The 17,474-nt window shown below is 77.1% G+C and carries 10 protein-coding genes; 8 read left to right on the top strand and 2 right to left on the bottom strand.

Annotated elements, in window-relative coordinates:
* Nucleotides 1-128: 128 nt before the first annotated feature.
* Nucleotides 129-737, bottom strand: a complete 609-nt coding sequence (gene orn / locus WCD74_RS21855; RefSeq protein WP_337697001.1) for an oligoribonuclease — start codon at nt 735-737, stop codon at nt 129-131.
* A 95-nt stretch (nt 738-832) separates the two neighbouring features.
* Here orn and WCD74_RS21850 point away from each other — a divergent pair, with 95 nt between their 5' ends.
* The 3 genes from WCD74_RS21850 to WCD74_RS21840 all read left to right on the top strand — a co-directional run bounded on the left by WCD74_RS21850 (nt 833) and on the right by WCD74_RS21840 (nt 2,998).
* The gene (locus tag WCD74_RS21850; protein WP_337697000.1) at nt 833-1,246 is read left to right on the top strand and encodes an XRE family transcriptional regulator; all 414 of its coding nucleotides are present in this window, start codon (nt 833-835) and stop codon (nt 1,244-1,246) included.
* Between the two features lie 97 nt (nt 1,247-1,343).
* On the top strand, nt 1,344-1,883 hold the full coding sequence (locus WCD74_RS21845; RefSeq protein WP_337696999.1) for a hypothetical protein: 540 nt from the start codon (nt 1,344-1,346) through the stop codon (nt 1,881-1,883).
* Entirely contained in the window at nt 1,880-2,998 is a 1,119-nt protein-coding gene (locus WCD74_RS21840; protein WP_337696998.1) for an MAB_1171c family putative transporter, read from the top strand. The genes WCD74_RS21845 and WCD74_RS21840 overlap by 4 nt, the downstream gene beginning before the upstream one ends.
* On the opposite strand, the gene WCD74_RS21835 is transcribed toward WCD74_RS21840, so the two are convergent.
* The gene (locus WCD74_RS21835) at nt 2,995-5,841 is read right to left on the bottom strand and encodes a helix-turn-helix transcriptional regulator (protein WP_337696997.1); all 2,847 of its coding nucleotides are present in this window, start codon (nt 5,839-5,841) and stop codon (nt 2,995-2,997) included. The genes WCD74_RS21840 and WCD74_RS21835 overlap by 4 nt on opposite strands.
* Before the next feature lie 255 nt (nt 5,842-6,096).
* On the opposite strand from WCD74_RS21835, the gene WCD74_RS21830 reads away from it, so the two are divergent.
* The 5 genes from WCD74_RS21830 (at nt 6,097) to WCD74_RS21810 (ending at nt 17,446) form a co-directional block, all read left to right on the top strand.
* Nucleotides 6,097-7,596 (top strand): acyl-CoA carboxylase subunit beta, encoded by a 1,500-nt coding sequence (locus WCD74_RS21830; RefSeq protein WP_337696996.1) that lies wholly within the window; start codon nt 6,097-6,099, stop codon nt 7,594-7,596.
* Nucleotides 7,597-7,609: 13 nt separating this feature from the next.
* Nucleotides 7,610-8,359 (top strand): thioesterase II family protein, encoded by a 750-nt coding sequence (locus tag WCD74_RS21825; protein ID WP_337696995.1) that lies wholly within the window; start codon nt 7,610-7,612, stop codon nt 8,357-8,359.
* A 62-nt stretch (nt 8,360-8,421) separates the two neighbouring features.
* Nucleotides 8,422-9,381 (top strand): ABC transporter ATP-binding protein, encoded by a 960-nt coding sequence (locus WCD74_RS21820; protein ID WP_337696994.1) that lies wholly within the window; start codon nt 8,422-8,424, stop codon nt 9,379-9,381.
* On the top strand, nt 9,378-10,238 hold the full coding sequence (locus tag WCD74_RS21815; protein ID WP_337696993.1) for an ABC transporter permease: 861 nt from the start codon (nt 9,378-9,380) through the stop codon (nt 10,236-10,238). The genes WCD74_RS21820 and WCD74_RS21815 overlap by 4 nt, the downstream gene beginning before the upstream one ends.
* A 125-nt stretch (nt 10,239-10,363) precedes the next feature.
* On the top strand, nt 10,364-17,446 hold the full coding sequence (locus WCD74_RS21810) for a type I polyketide synthase (RefSeq protein ID WP_337696992.1): 7,083 nt from the start codon (nt 10,364-10,366) through the stop codon (nt 17,444-17,446).
* Nucleotides 17,447-17,474: the final 28 nt, after the last annotated feature.

The following is a 17,474-nucleotide window of genomic DNA, read 5'->3' as shown; positions in this document are numbered from 1 at the left end:
TTCAGACTACAAGCCCCCGTCGAGCCGGTAACCACCGGCCCCGGGGATGTGCGAGTGGCGCCGACCTGACGTCCACCGTCAGCCATGGGCCATCGCTGACAGACCGAGAGCCGAGCCCGCACCCGCCGTCAGGAAGGCTCCGCGTCCACCACGTCGGCGGCCGCGGCGCGGGCCTCGTCAGTGGACGGACCGGGGAGCGGCACGAACGCGGTGCGGCGGTAGTACTCCAGCTCGCGGATCGACTCCCGCGCGTCGGCGAGGGCGCGGTGGGCGAGGCCCTTCTCCGGCTGGGCGTAGTAGATCCGCGGGTACCAGCGCCGGCACAGCTCCTTGATCGAGCTGACGTCGATCATGCGGTAGTGCAGGTGGGCGTCCAGCTCCGGCATGTCGCGGGCGATGAAGCCGCGGTCGGTGGCGATCGAGTTGCCGCACAGGGGAGCGGTGCGGGCGTCCGGGACGTGCTCGCGGATGTAGTCCAGGACGAGCTTCTCTGCCTCGGCGAGCGTCACCGTCGAGGCGCGGACCTCCTCGGTCAGCCCCGACTTCGCGTGCATCTCGACGACGACCTCGGGCATGTTCTCGAGGTCCTCGTCGGACGCGTGGATCACCACGTCGATGCCCTCGCCGAGCGGGACGAGCTCCTGGTCGGTCACGAGAGCCGCGATCTCGATCAGCTTGTCCTTGCCGAGGTCGAGCCCGGTCATCTCGCAGTCGACCCACACCAGCCGTCCGTTCACCCGGCCGACCCTAGGGGGCGGACGGCCGAGCAGCAGCGGCGGAGGAGGAGTTGGTACCGCATTCAAGCGCCGTGGCCTTTACGATGCGGTACATCATGGCTACGGACCGGGGCGTGGACTTCCGCTCGCGGCTCCGTCATGCCCTGCAGACGTGCACCAGCGCCTCGGGGGAGCCCTACAGCTACCGCGAGCTGGCGGCGGCGATCCGCGCCAAGGGGTACGACGGTCCGTCGGCCGCCTACCTCAACCAGCTGGTCACGGGCGTCCGGTCGGACCCGAAGCTCTCCTACGTCCAGGCGATCGCGGCCGGGCTCGAGCTGCCGGTCTCCTACTTCCTCACCGACGCCGACGCCGATCCCGAACGGCCACGGGTCGCGCCGCTGGGCGTCGAACTGATGGCGATGCGCGCGGGTGAGCTGTCCGAGCGCGGGCGCCGGCAGGTGATGGAGGTCCTCGACCTGGTCTACCGGCTCGAGCACGGAGGGTCGTCGGCGCACGAGACCGAGTGACGCGGTCACCGGGCGTTCACCCGTGAGGGCTTGGACAGGAAGCCTGTCGCTGTCAGAATCGGGACCCGAAGATCCCACATCGGTGGAGGGCCCTGCCGTGATCCGTCGTCTCGACCGGCGGGGCCTGCGCGGATTCCTGGACGGTCTGGGGCTCGCACCCCCGCTCGACACCGGCCACCTCGTCGAGCGTCTCACCGAGTCGCGCGGCCGACCGCTGCGCCTGATCGACCACCCGATCCAGATGCCGGGCCCGTTCGGCTGCTGGATCGCGACGCCGACCACCGACTACGTCGTCTACCAGCGCGAGACCACCCCGGCGCACCAGGCGCACATCGTGCTGCACGAGCTCGGGCACATCATCGCAGGCCACGACCGCTCGGGCGTCGGCGACCTCGGCGACCTCGTGCCGCCCGCGGAGTCCTCCCGCCTCATCCGCGCGCACCCCGAGATCGACCGGGACTCCGCCGACCGCGCGCTGACGCGCAACGCCTACACCTGCCGTCAGGAACGGGAGGCGGAGAGCATCGCCACGATCCTGACGTCCTGGTCGGTCCCCGACCCGGCCGCCGTCGACGACGGGTCGACCGGGGTGCTGGGCCGGCTGGAGGCGTCCATGCGCGACACGCGCTGGACATGACGGGCGTCGGCGTCCTCCTCGGCCTGCTCGCGGTCGTCGCGCTCCTGGTCATCGGCGTGGTCCTCGTCCGCCGCCCGCGGACCCGCCCCCTCTACGCCCTCGCCGGCCTCTTCGCCTTCGGCGTGCTCGCCTGGCTCGCCTCCGCGATCGCCTCGGGCGCACTCGACGTCCCCGGCCCCGACCGCCTCGACGGCCGCGTCGCCGAGAACCTCTGCCGGATGGCGGCGACCTACTGCCTGTTCGTCTTCACCTTCACGGCCCTGCCGGGGATCGCCTCCCGGGCCGCGGAGCTCTGGCACGGCGCGGTGTTCCTGCTCGCGGCGATCGGCGTGGTCGGCGCGGCCGGGTCCGTGCCGCTGCCCCTGCGCGACGTGGCCGCCGGTGGGGTCGGCGGACAGGGCCAGGCCGCGGTGGTGCTCGTCAGCCTCTGCGCCGACCTGTACTTCGTCATCGCCTACGGCACGGCGTGGTGGTGGGTGGCACGCCACCGGCGGGACGCCGGCGTCCTGCGGCGTCGGGCCCTGCCCCTCTCCGCCGGGCTGGCGCTGATCGTCGCGGCGGCGCTCATGCTGGCGACGGACGACGTCGTGCGCTGGGCCGGCGCGGTGCCGCCTCCGGCCCTGTCGTCGGTGGCGGCGGTCCTGGTCCTGGTCGGGTCGACGACCTTCGTCGTCGGTCTCGTCCTCGTCCTCACGCGCGGGCTCGTCGCCCGGCGTCGGGGGAGGCGGGCGCAGACGGCGCTGCACCGCCAGCTCGAGCCGCTGTGGCTCGAGCTCAACCGCGTCTTCCCCGACGACGCCCTCGGGCCGGACCCGACGGCGGGTCGCTGGTCGCGCCGCTCCCGCGGCCAGTGGGCCTTCCACCGCCGGGTGATCGAGTGCCGTGACGGGCTGGTCCGGCTGAGCCCCTTCCTCTCCACCAGGCCGGGGGAGTCACCCTCCGGGTGCGACCTGTGGCGGGCGCTCGCCCTCGCCCGGGAGGCCCGGGTCCCGGCGGGCGCGGCCAAGGTGGTCGCCGCCCCGGACGAGACGGGGCTGCTCGAGGAGGCGCGGTCCATGGCCGAGCTCGCCCGCCGCCTCCGCGACAGCGCCCCGGCCGGGGCGCACGCGCGCTAGCCGACGTCCGCCGGACGGTCGAGGGGGAGGTCCTCGCGGCGGCTGACCCCGAGCTTCTTGTAGATCCGGGTCAGGTGCTGCTCGACGGTGCTCACCGTGACGAACAGCCGCGCCGCGATGGCCCGGTTGCTGTGGCCGCGGGCGGCGAGGTCGGCGACCCGGCTCTCGGCCGAGGTGAGGGGACCCGTGGGCGGCGCGGGCGTGGGCCGCTCGGCCCGCCGCGGGGCCGTCGGCGTCGTCGGGGCAGAGGCCACGGCCCGCGCGGGCGGCGCGGCCACGGTCGACGGCACGATGCGCTCGACCACGGGGGCCGCCCGGCCGATCCCGATCTCCGCCGCGAGCGTCTCCGCACGCGCGAGGATGGACGCGGCGAGCTCGTCCTCCCCGGAGCGCCGGTGGAAGCGGGCCAGCGCGAGCAGGCTGCGCCGCAGCTCCACCCGGTGCCCGCAGCCCTGGAGCAGGGTGACCGACTCGCGCAGCAGCGCCCCCCGCCGCGACGCGTCGCCGCACGCGGCGAGCACGCGCAGCGCCGGGCCGAGCAGCCGCGGACGGTCCCCGCCGGGCAGCGCGACCTGGGCCTCGAGGAGTTCCCGGGCCCGCTCGGCGTCGTCGAGCGCGAGCGCGACCTCCGCGAGCTCGGTCCGCCACGGCACCACCGCGGGCAGGTCACACCCCCACCGGGCCGCGAGCCGACCGCACCGCTCGAGGTCCGCCGCGGCGGCCCGCGGCCGCTGGCCGGCCCGGTGCAGCAGGGCCCGCGCGTGCAGGACGTGCAGCTCGTGGCGGGAGTCGGCGGTCCCGGGCAGCAGCGGGGTGTCGAGCCGGGCCGCGGCATCGTCGCGCCGGCGCAGCGCCAGGTCGGCCTGCAGGCCGACGGCGACCGGCAGGCCGCGTGCCGTGCCCCACCCGCGCACCCCGAGGGTCTCGGTGGCGCGTCGGACGTCGTCACGGGCGGCCGTCGGGTCGCCCCGCCGCAGCCGGACCTGGGCGCGGATCGCGAGCAGGTGGGCCCGCCACTGCGTGCGCCCGCTGTCGATAGGCGGCTCGAGGAGCTCGGTCGCGAGGCGGTCGGCGGTCTCCAGCTCGTCGGCGTGCACCAGGGCGGTGAGGGCCAGCTCGACGGCCTCGGGGCCGCTGCCCGCCCAGGCGCTCGCGACGGCGCGCTCGGCGTCCCGGGTCGAGGCGGGGTCGGGGCCGTGGGTGTGGACCCGCCGCAGGACGTCGGCGCCCTGGTGGCGGGCCCACGCCCGGATCCCGCTCGGGGCGGTGCCGGGGTGCGTCGGCACGGCCCGGACGGCGAGGCGCTCCGCCACCCCGGGGTGCGTGACCGCCACGGCCTCGAGCACCGCGGCGAGCTCGTGGGCGAGCTCGGTGTCGGCTCCGTCGTCGGCCACCCGCCCCGCGAGGTGGTCGAGCACCGCGACCGCCTCGTCGGCGAGCCCGGCGCCGAGCAGGGTCGGGACGATGTCGGCGGCGTCCGCCGGGCGCAGCGCTCCGTCGAGGGCGAACGGCACCAGTCGGCGCAGCGTGCTGCGCGCGGCCACCGGGGAAGCCTGGTCCTGCACCCGGGCGGCGAGCGAGGTCACGGTCGCGCGGCCCGCGTCGTGGCGCACCGAGCGCGCGGCGAGGTCGACGTGCCCCAGGGCGCCCTGGACGTCGGAGGCCCGCAGCACCGACTCGATCGCCTCGCAGAGCACCCCGAGGCCCTCGTCGTCGACCGGCTCGTCGACGGCGAGCAGGTGGCGCGCGACGACGCGGGCGGGAGCCCCGCACGCCGCGAGGTGCTCGGCGGCGGCGCGGTGCAGGGCCCGCAGCTCCCCGGCGTCGACGTCGGAGAGCACCGTGTCGGCGACCAGGGGGTGCCGGAGCCGCTGGCCCGCGACCAGGCCCATCCGCTCGAGGGTCGTCCAGAGGTCGGGGACCGGCGTGCGGGGCCGGTCGAGCAGGGCGGCGACCCGACTCGGGGTGGTCTCGTCGCCGAGCACGGCGGCGGCGCGGGCGAGCTCGAGCAGGCCCGGTCCTGCGCGGTGCAGCACCGAGAGCACGGCCCGGCGGTAGCCGCAGCCCGGCACGTCCGCGTCGCCCAGGGCCCGCGCCGTCTCGAGGTCCTCGACGAGCCCGGCGAGCAGCGCCGGGCTGCCGCCGGTCAGGGCCTCGGCCTCGACGGCGGTCAGCGGTCCGCCGGCGGCGTGGTCGCCGAGCACGGTCGCGACGCCGTCGGCGTCGATCCGCCCCAGCAGCACCCGGCGGGAGTGCCGGTGGCGCACCAGCTCGGCCCGGAACGGGGCCCAGGTGACGTCCGGGTGGTTCTCGACCCCGACGACGAGCACGACCGGCAGGTGGCGGGCCCGCCGGGCGAGGTGGTGCAGGCAGCGCAGGGACAGCTCGTCGGCGTGCTGGGCGTCGTCGACGACGAGCAGCACCGGGCCGCCGTCGGGCCCGAGCAGCTGGGTGCACAGGTCCCCGACGAGGTGCGGGCCGGCGTCGAACCCGCCGCCGGGGCCGGCGATCATCGCCCGAAAGCTCGCGAGCTCGATGGCGGCGCGCGTGCTCTCGTCGGTCCGGCCCCACGTGGCCGGCCGCGAACGCAGCAGCTGATGGACCACCCCGAGCGGCACCTCGCGGTCCCCGGCCAGGCCGGTCGCGTGGAGGATCTCGACGTCGGCCCCGGCGGTCGCCCGGGTGACGGCGGCCGTGGCCTCCTCGGCCACCGCGTCGAGCAGCGCCGTCCGGCCCGACCCCGCGACCCCCTCGACGACGAGGACACCGCCACGCCCCCGGGTGAGGTCGGCGATCACGGTGCGGCACGTCGAGCGTGCCTCGTCCCGCCCGATGAGTTCCATGCGAGGTCGACTCCGTCCGTTCGGGGGATGGGGTCCGGCCGACGACCACGACGCTAAGGCGTCCCCCGCGGCGATCCGTCAGGTCCGCGTAGGTCGCCCGTAGGCCCGCCCCACCCCTGCCGCGACGTCACCGCCGGGCGTGGGCGGGCAGGGGGGAGCTAGGGGTTGGCGGGCACGCGGGCGCCCGGTGACGCTCACCGCCACGACCTGCCCGGAACCCGAAGCGCTGCCCCCGACCCGAGACGGAGGAGCCCGGTGACCACCGACGTCGCCCGGCCGCGACCGGACCTGGACACGCCCCTCGACGAGCGGCACCCCGACATCCGCCTGGCGGCGCTCTTCGACGGCGCCGACCGGGCCGGCCGGGTCCCCGGCGACGGGGCGGCCGGCTCCGCCGCGGCGGTCCCACCGGCCCGCCTGCGCCCCGTGGACACGCCCGGGCTCGGGCCGGAGACCGGCGTGTCGGTCGGCGTCGGCCACGTCGAGGGCGTCGAGGTGCTCGCCTACTGCACCGACGCCACGATGATGGGCGGTGCCCTGGGCGCCCGCGGTGCCGAGCGCATCGTCGCGGTCATCGAGGAGGCCGTGCGGCGCGGGTGCCCCGTGGTCGGGCTCTGGCACTCCGGCGGCGCGAAGCTCGCCGACGGCGTCGAGTCGATGGACGGCGTCGGGCGGATGTTCCGGGCGATGATCCGCGCCTCCGGCCGGGTCCCGCAGATCTCGGTCGTGCTCGGCCCGGCCGCCGGCGCCGCCGCCTACGGCCCTGCGCTGACCGACCTCGTCGTCATGAGCACCGCCGGCCGGGTGTTCGTCACCGGCCCCGACATCGTGCGCAGCGTGACCTCCGAGGAGATCGACATGGAGGGCCTCGGGGGCACCGAGGCCCACGGGCGCCGCTCGGGCGTGGTCCACGTGACGACCGCGAGCGAGCAGGCCGCCTTCGCGCACGCCCGACGGCTGGTCGGGCTGCTCGGTCTGCCCGGCAGCCTGGACCCCGGTGCCCTCGGCCCGCGCCCCGGGCTCGGCGAGCTGATGCCCCCCTCGGCCAAGCGGGCCTACGACGTCCGACCGGTGGTGCGGGCCCTGCTCGACGAGGACCCCGGCGTCGAGGAGCTGCAGGCCCGCTGGGCGCCGAACATGGTCACCGCGCTCGGCCGCCTCGGCGGGCGCACGGTGGGCGTCCTCGCGAACAACCCGCTGCGCAAGGGCGGGTGCCTGGACTCGCTCTCCGCCGAGAAGGCGTCCCGCTTCGTGCGGATGTGCGACGCGTTCGGCGTTCCCCTCGTGGTCGTCGTCGACGTGCCCGGCTACCTGCCGGGGGTCGACGAGGAGTGGGGCGGCGTCGTCCGGCGCGGGGCGAAGCTGCTGCACGCCTTCGGCGAGGCGGAGGTCCCCCGCGTCACCCTGATCACCCGCAAGGCCTACGGCGGGGCCTACATCGCGATGAACTCCGCGTCGCTCGGCGCGACCGCCGTCTACGCCTGGCCCGACGCCGAGGTCGCCGTGATGGGCGCGAGCGCCGCGGTCAAGGTGCTGCACCGCCGGGCCCTCGCCGCGGCCACCGACGACGAGCGCCCGGCGCTCGAGGCGCGGCTGGTCGCCGAGCAGGAGCGGGAGAGCGGCGGCGTCGGGCGGGCCCTCGACCTCGGGGTCGTCGACGCCGTCGTCGAGCCCCGCGACACCCCGCGCCGGATCGCCGAGGCCCTGCTCGCCGCCCCGCCCGGCGTCGGCCACCACGGCAACATCCCGCTCTAGAGGAAGGACGCCCGTGAGCCAGACCTCCAGCGACACCTGGATCCGTCGCTACCACCCCACGGAGGCCCCGGTCCGGCTGGTCTGCTTCCCGCACGCCGGCGGCTCCGCGAGCTTCTACCACCCGGTGTCCGCGCAGCTCACGCCTGCGATCGACGTCGTGGCCGTGCAGTACCCCGGACGCCAGGACCGGCGCACCGAGACGGCGTTCACCGACGTGGTCGAGCACGCCGAGGCCATCTCGGCGGCGCTGCGCGGGTGGGACGACCGCCCGCTCGCGTTCTTCGGACACAGCATGGGCGCCCTGCTCGCCTTCGAGGTCACCCGCGTCCGGGAGCGCACGGGCGAGCCCGTGCCGCAGCGGCTGTTCCTCTCCGGGCGCCGGGCACCGTCGGTCTACCTCGCCGAGGACCTCCCGACCGACGACGACGGCGTGATCGCGAAGCTGCGCGAGCTCGCGGGCACCAACCCGGCGATCCTCGGCGACCCCGAGCTGATGCGCATGGCGCTCCCCGCGCTGCGCGCGGACTACACCGCGGTCGACGCCTACCGCCCCGGCGACGACGTCTCGGTCGACGTCCCGCTCGACGTGCTGACCGGGGACGCCGACGACCGCACCCGCATCGAGGACGCGCGTGCCTGGGAGAGGCACACGACGGCCGGGTCCGAGCTGACGGTGTTCCCGGGCGGGCACTTCTTCCTGGCCGACCGGGCCCCCGAGGTCCTGGCGCTCGTGCGGGAACGGTTGAGCGGGGTGACGGTCTGAGCGCGGCCCCCGCCGCCGTCGCCGGGACCGCCCCGCCCGCGACGTCCGGCGCGCCGCCCGAGGTGCTCGTCGAGGACCTCGTCAAGGACTACCCCGGGGGCAAGCGCGCGGTCGCCGGCCTGTCGTTCTCCGTGGCCCGCGGGGAGGTGTTCGGGCTGCTCGGCCCGAACGGGGCCGGCAAGACCACGACGATCGGCATCCTGACGACGCGGGTGGTCCCGACGTCGGGGCGGGTGCTGCTCGGCGGGGTCGACGTGGTCGCGGAGCCGAGCCGCGCGCGCCGGCGCCTCGCCGTCGTGCCGCAGCGGCCGAACCTGGACCAGTCGCTGACGGTGCGCCAGAACCTGCTGTTCCACGGCGCCTTCCACGGGCTGCGCCGGGCCGAGCGGCGGGTGCTCGCCACCGACCTGCTCGACGCGCTCGGGCTCGCCGGCCACGCCGACGCCCGGGTCATCACGCTCTCCGGCGGCCAGGCGCAGCGGGTGATGATCGCCCGCGCGCTCATGCACCGCCCGGCCGTGCTGTTCCTCGACGAACCGGCGACCGGTCTCGACCCGCAGGCGCGGCTGTTCGTGCACGAGCGGATCGCCGACCTCTCCTCGAGCGGGACCACCGTCGTCGTCACCACCCACGACATGGAGGAGGCGGCGAAGGTCTCCGACCGCGTGGGCATCGTCGACCACGGCACCGTCCTCACGATCGGCACGCCGGCCGAGCTGACGAGGGCGCTGCCGCAGGGCCGCACCGTCGCCCTCGACGTCGCGCCCGACGCCGTGGAGGACACCGTCGCGGTGCGGGCCGCCCTCGAGGGGATGGCGGACCTGGGCGCCGCCGAGGTGACCCCGGTGCCCGACGCGGGGGTGCTGCGGGTGCGGGTGCAGGGCGGGCCGGACGCCGAGGGGGTCCTCGCCTCGGTCCTGACCCGGCTGCGGGAGCTGCCGTGCGCGGTCCGCGACCTGCAGATCACCGACCCGAACCTCGAGGACGTGTTCCTCGGCCTGACCGGGCGGGAGCTGCGATGACCACCGCCCCGTCGGCGCCCGCCGGCCCCACCGGGACCACGTTCGCCGCGATCACCCCGCCCGCCGCCGACGCCCCGACCCCGGGGCTCTGGCGGACGTTCGTCGCCGTGCTGTGGCGCGACACCTTCGTCACCTGGCGCGAGGTCGGTTCCTTCCTCACCCAGGTCATCATCCAGCCGCTGTTCATGCTGTTCGTGTTCGGCACCGTGCTCAACCAGCTGGGCTACGTCGTACCCGGGTACGCGGCGCTGCTGCTCCCGGGCATCGTCGTGCTCACCGGCTTCGTCACCGCGCTGCAGAACACGATGCTGCCGATGGTCGTCGAGTTCTCCTGGACCAACGAGATCGAGGACCGGCTGCTCGCGCCGATGCCGATCGCGCTGCTCGCCGTCGAGAAGCTGCTCTTCGCCACGCTGCGCGGGCTGGTGGCGGCGATCGTCATGGTGCCGATCGGGCTCGTCGTGCTCGACGACGTGGCCTGGCCCGCGGTCGCGCTCCCGGCCGCGGCCGGGGTGCTGGTCCTCGGGTGCCTGGTCGGGGCCGCGCTCGGCCTCGTGATCGGGACGTCGATCCCGCCGCAGCACATCAACGTCATGTTCTCGGTCCTGCTCCTGCCGCTGACCTTCACCGGCGCGACGCAGTTCCCGCTGCTCGGCCTGGACTCGCTGCGCTGGTTCCAGGTGCTGTGCCTGGTCAACCCGCTCACCTACGCCACCGAGAGCGTGCGGGCGCTGCTGATCCCCGCCGAGCAGCTCCGGTCGCTGTCGCCGGCGATCGGGCTGCCGGTCCTGCTCGCGGCGATCGCCCTGCTCACCGCCCTCGGCGTCCGCGGGTTCGTCCGGCGCTCCCGCTCCTGAGGCGCCCGCGGGATGTCAGGGGCCGCAGGGGGTCGTCCAGGGGTGGGTCGGCCGGCCGCGCGTTCCTAGCGTCACGAGGGCCCACCAGCCCCGGACCCGTCGTCTCTTCCTGGGAGGTCCCCCGCGTGGACACCGCCGACGCCCGCCCGGCCGTCGCCGTCGTGGGGATGGCCTGCCGGCTGCCCGGCTCCGACGACCCGGACGGGTTCTGGGCGCTGCTCGCGGCCGGCCGGGAGGCCGTCGGGGACGCCCCGCCGGACCGGCGCGACGCGGGCACCGGGGCGTCGCCGCGGGGTGGCTTCCTCGCCGACCCGTGGGCGTTCGACGCCGACCTCTTCGGGATCTCGCGGCGCGAGGCCCAGACGATGGACCCGCACCACCGGCTCGCGCTCGAGCTGGGCTGGCAGGTCCTCGAGCACGCCGGGGTGGTGCCCGCCCGACCCGACGCCGGCCGGACCGGGGTCTTCGTCGCCGCGCCCGCCGCGGACCAGCGCCCGGACCCGGCGGCGGCCCCGTCCGCCCACGCCGTGCTCGGCGCCCAGCGCGGGCTGCTCGCGAACCGGCTCTCGTTCGCCCTCGGCCTGCGGGGTCCGAGCACCACCGTCGACACCGCCCAGTCGTCGTCGCTGGTGGCGGTCCACCTCGCGTGCCAGAGCCTGCGCCAGGGCGAGTCCGACCTGGCGATCGCCGGCGGCGTGAGCCTCGCCCTCGACCCCGCCGCCACGGTCTCCGCCGACCGGCTCGGTGTCCTCTCGCCCGACGGCCGCTGCTACACCTTCGACGCCCGCGCCAACGGCTACGTCCGCGGCGAGGGCGGCGCCCTGGTGCTGCTCAAGCGCCTCGACGACGCCCGCGCGGACGGCGACCGGGTGTGGGCGGTGCTGCGCGGCAGCGCGGTGGACCACGACGGGGCCGGCCCGTCGATGACCGGCCCGGAGACCGACGCCCAGGCCGAGCTGCTGCGCCTGGCGTACGCCGACGCCGGGGTGGACCCGGCGGCGGTCGACCTCGTGGAGCTGCACGGCTCGGCCACCCCGGCGGGCGACCCGGTGGAGGCCGCGGCCCTCGGGGCGGTGCTGGGCCGGGCGCCCGGCCGGCGCACGCCGCTCGCGGTGGGCTCGGTGAAGACGAACATCGGCCACCTCGAGGGGGCCGCCGGGATCGCGGGCCTGGTCAAGACGGTGCTCGCGCTCGCGCACGGCGAGGTCCCGGCCAGCCTCAACCACGTCGCCCCGCCCCCGACGATCCCGCTCGCGGACCTCGGGCTCGAGGTCCCGCACGCGACCCGTGCGGTGGCGTCGTCCGACCGCCCCCTCCTCGCCGGGGTCAGCTCCTTCGGGCTCGGCGGCACCAATTGCCACGTCGTCCTCGCCGCCGGGGAGCCCGCGCCCACGGCCCCCGGGCACGACGACGGGTCCGACCCGGTCCCGTGGCTGCTCTCCGGCAGCGACCGCGCCGCCGTCCGCGCCCAGGCCGCCCGCCTCCTGGAGCACCGGCGCGCCCACCCGTCCGGCCGGCCGGTCGACGTCGCCGCCTCGCTCGCGACCACCCGCACGCACCTCCCGCACCGCGCCGCCGTGATCGTCGCCGACCCGGCCGCCTTCGACGCGGCCCTCGCCGCGCTGGCCGACGACCGACCCGCGGGCGACGTCGTCACCGACTCGGTCCGCGACCGGCCGGGGCTCGCGCTGGTGTTCCCGGGCCAGGGCGCGCAGCGCAGCGGCGCGGGCCGGGCCCTCCACGAGCGGCACCCCGTGTTCCGAGCCGCGTTCGACGACGTCTGCGGCGAGCTCGACGCCCAGCTCGCCGGGTACGCCGAGCACCGCGTGCGCGACGTGCTCTTCGCCTCCGACGCCGCCACGGCGGCCCTGCTCGACCGCACCGTCTACGCCCAGATCGGGCTGTTCGCGTTCCAGGTCGCGATGTTCCGGCAGCTCGAGGCCTGGGGCGTGCGCCCGGACGTGCTGTGCGGGCACTCGCTCGGCGAGGTCGTCGCCGCGCACGCGGCGGGCGCGCTCGAGCTGCCCGACGCCGTCCGGCTCGTCGCCGCGCGGGCCTTCCTCATGGACGGCCTGCCCTCCGGCGGCGCCATGCTCGCCCTGCGCGGCTCGGCCGACGAGGTGGCGGCCGCCATCGCCGGGCGCGACGTGGAGCTCGCGGCGGTCAACGGGCCCGAGCACCACACGGTCTCCGGGCCGGAACCGGCCATCGAGGAGCTGGCCGCGGCCTGGTCGGGGCCCGGGCGGCGGGCCCGGCGCCTGCGCGTGCGGGTCGCCGCGCACTCCGCCTCGGTCGACCCGATCCTCGAGCTCCTCCGCCGGGTCGCCACCCGGCTGCGCTTCCGGGCGCCGTCCATCCCGGTCGTCTCCACCCGCACCGGGGCGGTCCTCTCCGCGGACGAGCTCGCCGACCCGGAGCACTGGGTCGCCCAGCTGCGGGGCACCGTGCAGTTCCTCGACGCCACCCGGCACCTCGAGGACCGCGGGGTCGGGACGTTCCTCGAGATCGGCCCGGAGGCGGTCCTCGGCGGGGCGATCCGGGCCTGCCTGCGCTCGCCCGAGCAGGCCTCGGTCACCGCGGTGCGCCGCGACGCCCGCGACGAGCGCGTCGGCCTGGTCTCCGCACTCGCCCGCCTGCACTGCGCGGGCGTCGACGTGGACTGGCGCGCCGTGCTCGCCGACCGCGACCCGGTCCGCGTCCCCCTGCCGGCCTACGCCCTGCGACGCCCCGGCCCCGGCCGCCGCGCGGAGCCCGACGGCCGCGGCCTGCGCGGTCCGGACGCCGGGGCGCGGGCGCTCGAGCTCGTCGGCGAGCACGTCGCCGCGCTCCTGGCTCCGGGCGTGGCGCTCGACGTCGACCGGTCGTTCAAGGCGCTCGGGCTCGACTCGGTGGCGGTGCTCGACCTGCGACTGCGGCTCGGCGCGACCGTCGGCGCCACCCTGCCGCCGACCGTGTTCTTCGACCACCCCACCCCGCGCGACGTCGCGACCCGCCTCGTCGCGACCGTGGCCGGCACCCCCGAGCCGCGCCCGGACCCGGCGGGGCCGGCGGACGAGGAGCCCCGCGGCCCGGTCACCGACCCCGTCGTCGTGGTGGCCGCGAGCTGCCGCTACCCGGGCGGGGTGTCCGACCCCGACGAGCTCTGGGACCTCGTCGTCGGCGGCACCGACGCCACCGGGCCCTTCCCGACCGACCGCGGCTGGCCCGCGCTCGACGGCGTGCGCACCGATCGCGGCGGCTTCCTCTACGACGCCGCCGAGTTCGACGCCGAGCTGTTCGGCATCACCCCGCGCGAGGCGGTCGGGATGGAGCCCCAGCAGCGGCTGCTGCTCGAGACCGCCTGGGAGGCCCTCGAGCGGGCCGGGATCGCCCCGACCGGGCGGCGCGGCACCCCGACCGGCGTGTTCATCGGCGCCACCGCCCAGGCCTACGGCCCGCCCGTGCACCGCGCGGCCCCGGGCGACGAGGGCTACCTGCTCACCGGGGCGGCGCCCAGCGTCGCCTCCGGCCGGATCGCCTACACCCTCGGCCTGCAGGGCCCCGCGATCACCGTGGACACCGCGCACTCCGCCTCGCTGGTCGCCGTCCACCTCGCCGCGGCCTCGCTGCGCCGCGGGGAGTGCACGATGGCCCTCGCGGGCGGCGCGACGGTGATGGCCGGACCGGGCGCCTTCACCGAGTTCGGCCGCAAGGGCGCGCTCGCGCCCGACGGCCGCTGCAAGGTCTTCAGCGACGACGCCGACGGGACCGGGTGGGCCGAGGGCGTCGGCATGGTGCTGCTCACCCGGCTCTCCGAGGCCCGGCGACAGGGACTGCCGGTGCTCGGCGTGCTCCGCGGCACGGCGGTCAACCAGGACGGCGCGTCGCCCGCGCTCACCGCCCCCGACGGCGACTCGCAGCGCGCGGTGATCCGCGACGCGCTCGCCGACGCCGGTCTCGCCCCCGCCGACGTCGGTCTCGTGGAGGCGCACGGCACCGGCACCCGGGTCGGCGATCCGGTCGAGGCCGCCGCCCTGCTCGACACCTACGGCCGCGACCGCGACCCGGAGACCCCGGTGGCCGTCGGCTCGCTGAAGTCGAACCTCGGCCACACCCAGGCCGCCGCCGGCGTCGGCGGGCTGATCAAGGTCCTCGGCGCCCTGCGCGCCGGCGTGCTGCCCCCGACCCTGCACGTCGGGGTCCCGACGACGGCCGTGGACTGGTCCGCGGGGGCGGTGCGCCCGGTGACCGAGGCGACGCCGTGGCCGGCGGGTGCCGGTCCCCGCCGGGCCGCGGTCTCCTCGTTCGGGATGAGCGGCACCAACGCGCACGTGGTCGTCGAGCAGGCGCCGGAGGAGCCCGCCGCGCCCGCCGTCCCCGGGGGCGGCCGTCCGGCGCTGTTCTCCGACGCCCCCGTGCTCTGGCCGCTGTCCGGCCGCGGCTCGGCGGCGCTGGCCGCGCAGGCCGCCCGCCTGCTCGCCCGCGACGGGCTCGACGACCTCGACCCGGCCTCGGTGGGCTGGACCCTCGCCGCCGGACGGGCCCACCTCGACCACCGGGCCGTCGTCGTCGCGGACGACCCCGCCCGCCGTCGGGACGCCCTCGAGTCCCTGGCCCGGGAGGCGCCGGGCGCGGGGGTCGTGCGGGGGACCACGCCGGGGGAGGCCGGCCGGGCCGTCGTGTTCGTGTTCCCCGGACAGGGGTCGCAGTGGGCGGGCATGGGCGTGGACCTGCTCGACACGTGCCCCGTGTTCGCGGCGGCGATCGACGAGTGCGCCTGGGCCCTCGACCCGTGGCTCGACGTCGACCTCGTCACGATGCTGCGCGGCGCGGACTCGTCGTGGGTCGAGCGCACCGAGCTGATGCAGCCCGCGCTGTGGGCGGTGGCCGTCGGCCTCGCCCGCGTGTGGGAGGCCGCCGGGGTCCGCCCGGCCGCCGTCGTCGGGCACTCCCAGGGAGAGCTGGCCGCGGCCGTCGTCGCCGGCGCGGTGTCGCTCGCCGACGGCGCGAAGGTGGTCGCGCTGCGGGCGCGCGCGCTGGCCGAGCACCTCTCCGGGCGGGGCGGCATGCTCGCCGTCGCCGAGCCGGTCGAGGCGCTCGAGCGGCGCCTGACAGCGTGGGAGGGACGGCTCGGCATCGGCGCCGTCAACGGGCCGACGACGTCGGTGGCCTCCGGTGACCTCGACGCCCTCGATGAGCTCGCCCGGGCGTGCGAGGCCGACGGGGTCCGCGCGCGGCGGGTGGCGATCGACTACGCGTCGCACTCCCCGCAGGTGGAGGTGCTCGCCGACCGGATGCGCGCGGAGCTCGCCGACGTCACCCCGCGGGCGGGCGAGGTCCCGCTCGTGTCCACCGTGACCGGCACCGGGATCGACACCGCGACGCTCGACGGCGACTACTGGTACCGCAACCTGCGGTCGACGGTGCGGCTGCACGACGCCGTCCGCGAGCTCGTCGACCGCGGGCGCACCGTGTTCGTCGAGATCAGCCCGCACCCGGTGCTCACCGGGGCGCTGCAGGACACCGTCGACGACGCCGAGCTCGAGTTCCCGGCCGTGGTGGGGACGCTGCGCCGCGACGACGGGGGGCCGCGGCGGTTCCTCACCGCGCTCGCGGAGCTGCACGTCGCCGGCGCGACCCTCGACGCCGGCGCGGTGTTCGCCGGCACCGGGGCACGCCGGATCCCGCTGCCGACCTACGCGTTCCGCCGGGACCGCTACTGGCTCGACCCGGAGCCCGTCGAGGCCGCCGGTTCGCCGGCCGACCTCGACGCCGGCGGACTGGAGTCGGCCCGGCACCCGCTGCTCTCCGCGGCCCTGCACGGCGCCGAGGACGACAGCCTGCTGCTGCTCGGGCGGGTCGACGGCGACGGCGGGCCCGCCGCCGGCGTGCCGGGCCTGCCCGACGTCCGGGCCCTGTCCGCGCACGCGGTGCTCGACCTCGCCTGCCATGCCGCCGCGCGCGCCGGGGTGCCGCGCGTCGACGACCTCGCCCTCGACGCGCCGCTCGCCCTCCCGCCCGGTCGCAGCAGCGAGCTGCAGGTGCGCGTCGGCGGGCTCGACGATCACGGCCGCCGTCCCGTGACGGTGCATGCGCGGCCCGGGTCCGGGTGGACCCGGCTGGCCGCCGGGCACGCGCGCCCTGCCGACGGTGACGCCGGCACCCTGCCGGTGCCGTGGCCTCCCGATGGTGCGGTGCCGGCCCCGGGGGCCGGGCCGGACGGGGTGCTCGGGCGGTGGCGGCGCGGCGAGGAGGTCCTCGTCGAGGTCGCCGGCGGATCGGGAGGACCGGGCGTCCCCGCGACCGTCCTCGACGCCGCCCTGGCCGTGCTGGACGAGGAGCCGGGAGCGGTACCGAGACGACCGACCTCCTTCGAGGGCGTGGTGGTCGGCGAGCACGTGGGACCGAGCGCGACCTGGCGGGTCGTGCTCGTCCCGCGCAGGAACGGTGCGGTCTCCGTGAGCTGCGCGGACGACCGCGGCCGGGCCGCCCTGCTGGTCGACGCGGTGACGCTGGGTCCGGTCGACGTCGAGGCGCTCCGGGAGGCGGTGCCGGCGCCGCGCCGGGCGAACGGCCACCGGTCGAACGGCGACCGGTCCAACGGGCATGGGGCGAACGGGCACGGGTCGAACGGGCACGGGTCGAACGGGCACGGGTCGAACGGGCACGGGGGCGGTCCGGCGCAGCGCCTGGTCGGGCTGGAGGACGCCGCGCGCCGCGAGGAGGTGGCGGCCGTCGTCCGGGACCTCGCGCTCGGCGTGCTCGGCCGCACCGACGGGCTGTCGGTGCGGCGCACGTTCGCCGAGCAGGGCTTCGACTCGGTGACCGCGGTGGACCTGCGCAACCGGGTCGCCGCCGCGTGCGGGGTGCGGCTGGCCGCGTCGGCGGTCATCGACCACCCGACCCCGGCGGCGCTGGTCGACCACGTCCTGGACCGGCTCGCCGCCCTCGCTCCCGCGGCGGTCCCGGTCGAGGAGCCCGCCGAGGGCGTGCTCCCCGAGATCGACCGGCTGGCCACGCGCCTGCGAGCCGTGGACGCGGACGAGCGCACGCGTGCCGCCGCCCGGGTGCGGGCGCTGCTCGCCGAGCTGGAGGCCCCGAACGAAGTGCCCGAGGTGCCCGAGGTGCCGGAGGTACCGGACTCCGGCGGACCGGCCGACGAGGACCTCTCGGCCGCCGACGACGACGAGATGTTCTCCCTCATCGACCGAGAGCTGGGCGGTTCGTGACGCCCGGCCCCGTCCCCCACGAGGTGAT

This window comes from Actinomycetospora aurantiaca (assembly GCF_037401875.1).
GTDB lineage: Bacteria > Actinomycetota > Actinomycetes > Mycobacteriales > Pseudonocardiaceae > Actinomycetospora > Actinomycetospora aurantiaca.
The sequence above is the reverse complement of the archived record's forward strand: the minus strand, read 5'-3'. Positions and strand labels throughout refer to the sequence as shown.

Bases quoted from the DNA above. Each gene is read 5' to 3' on its own strand.
- WCD74_RS21850 (WP_337697000.1), top strand. From the start codon at position 833: ATGGCTACGGACCGGGGCGTGGACTTCCGCTCGCGGCTCCGTCATGCC.
- WCD74_RS21840 (WP_337696998.1), top strand. From the start codon at position 1,880: ATGACGGGCGTCGGCGTCCTCCTCGGCCTGCTCGCGGTCGTCGCGCTC.
- WCD74_RS21835 (WP_337696997.1), bottom strand. From the start codon at position 5,841: ATGGAACTCATCGGGCGGGACGAGGCACGCTCGACGTGCCGCACCGTG.
- WCD74_RS21815 (WP_337696993.1), top strand. From the start codon at position 9,378: ATGACCACCGCCCCGTCGGCGCCCGCCGGCCCCACCGGGACCACGTTC.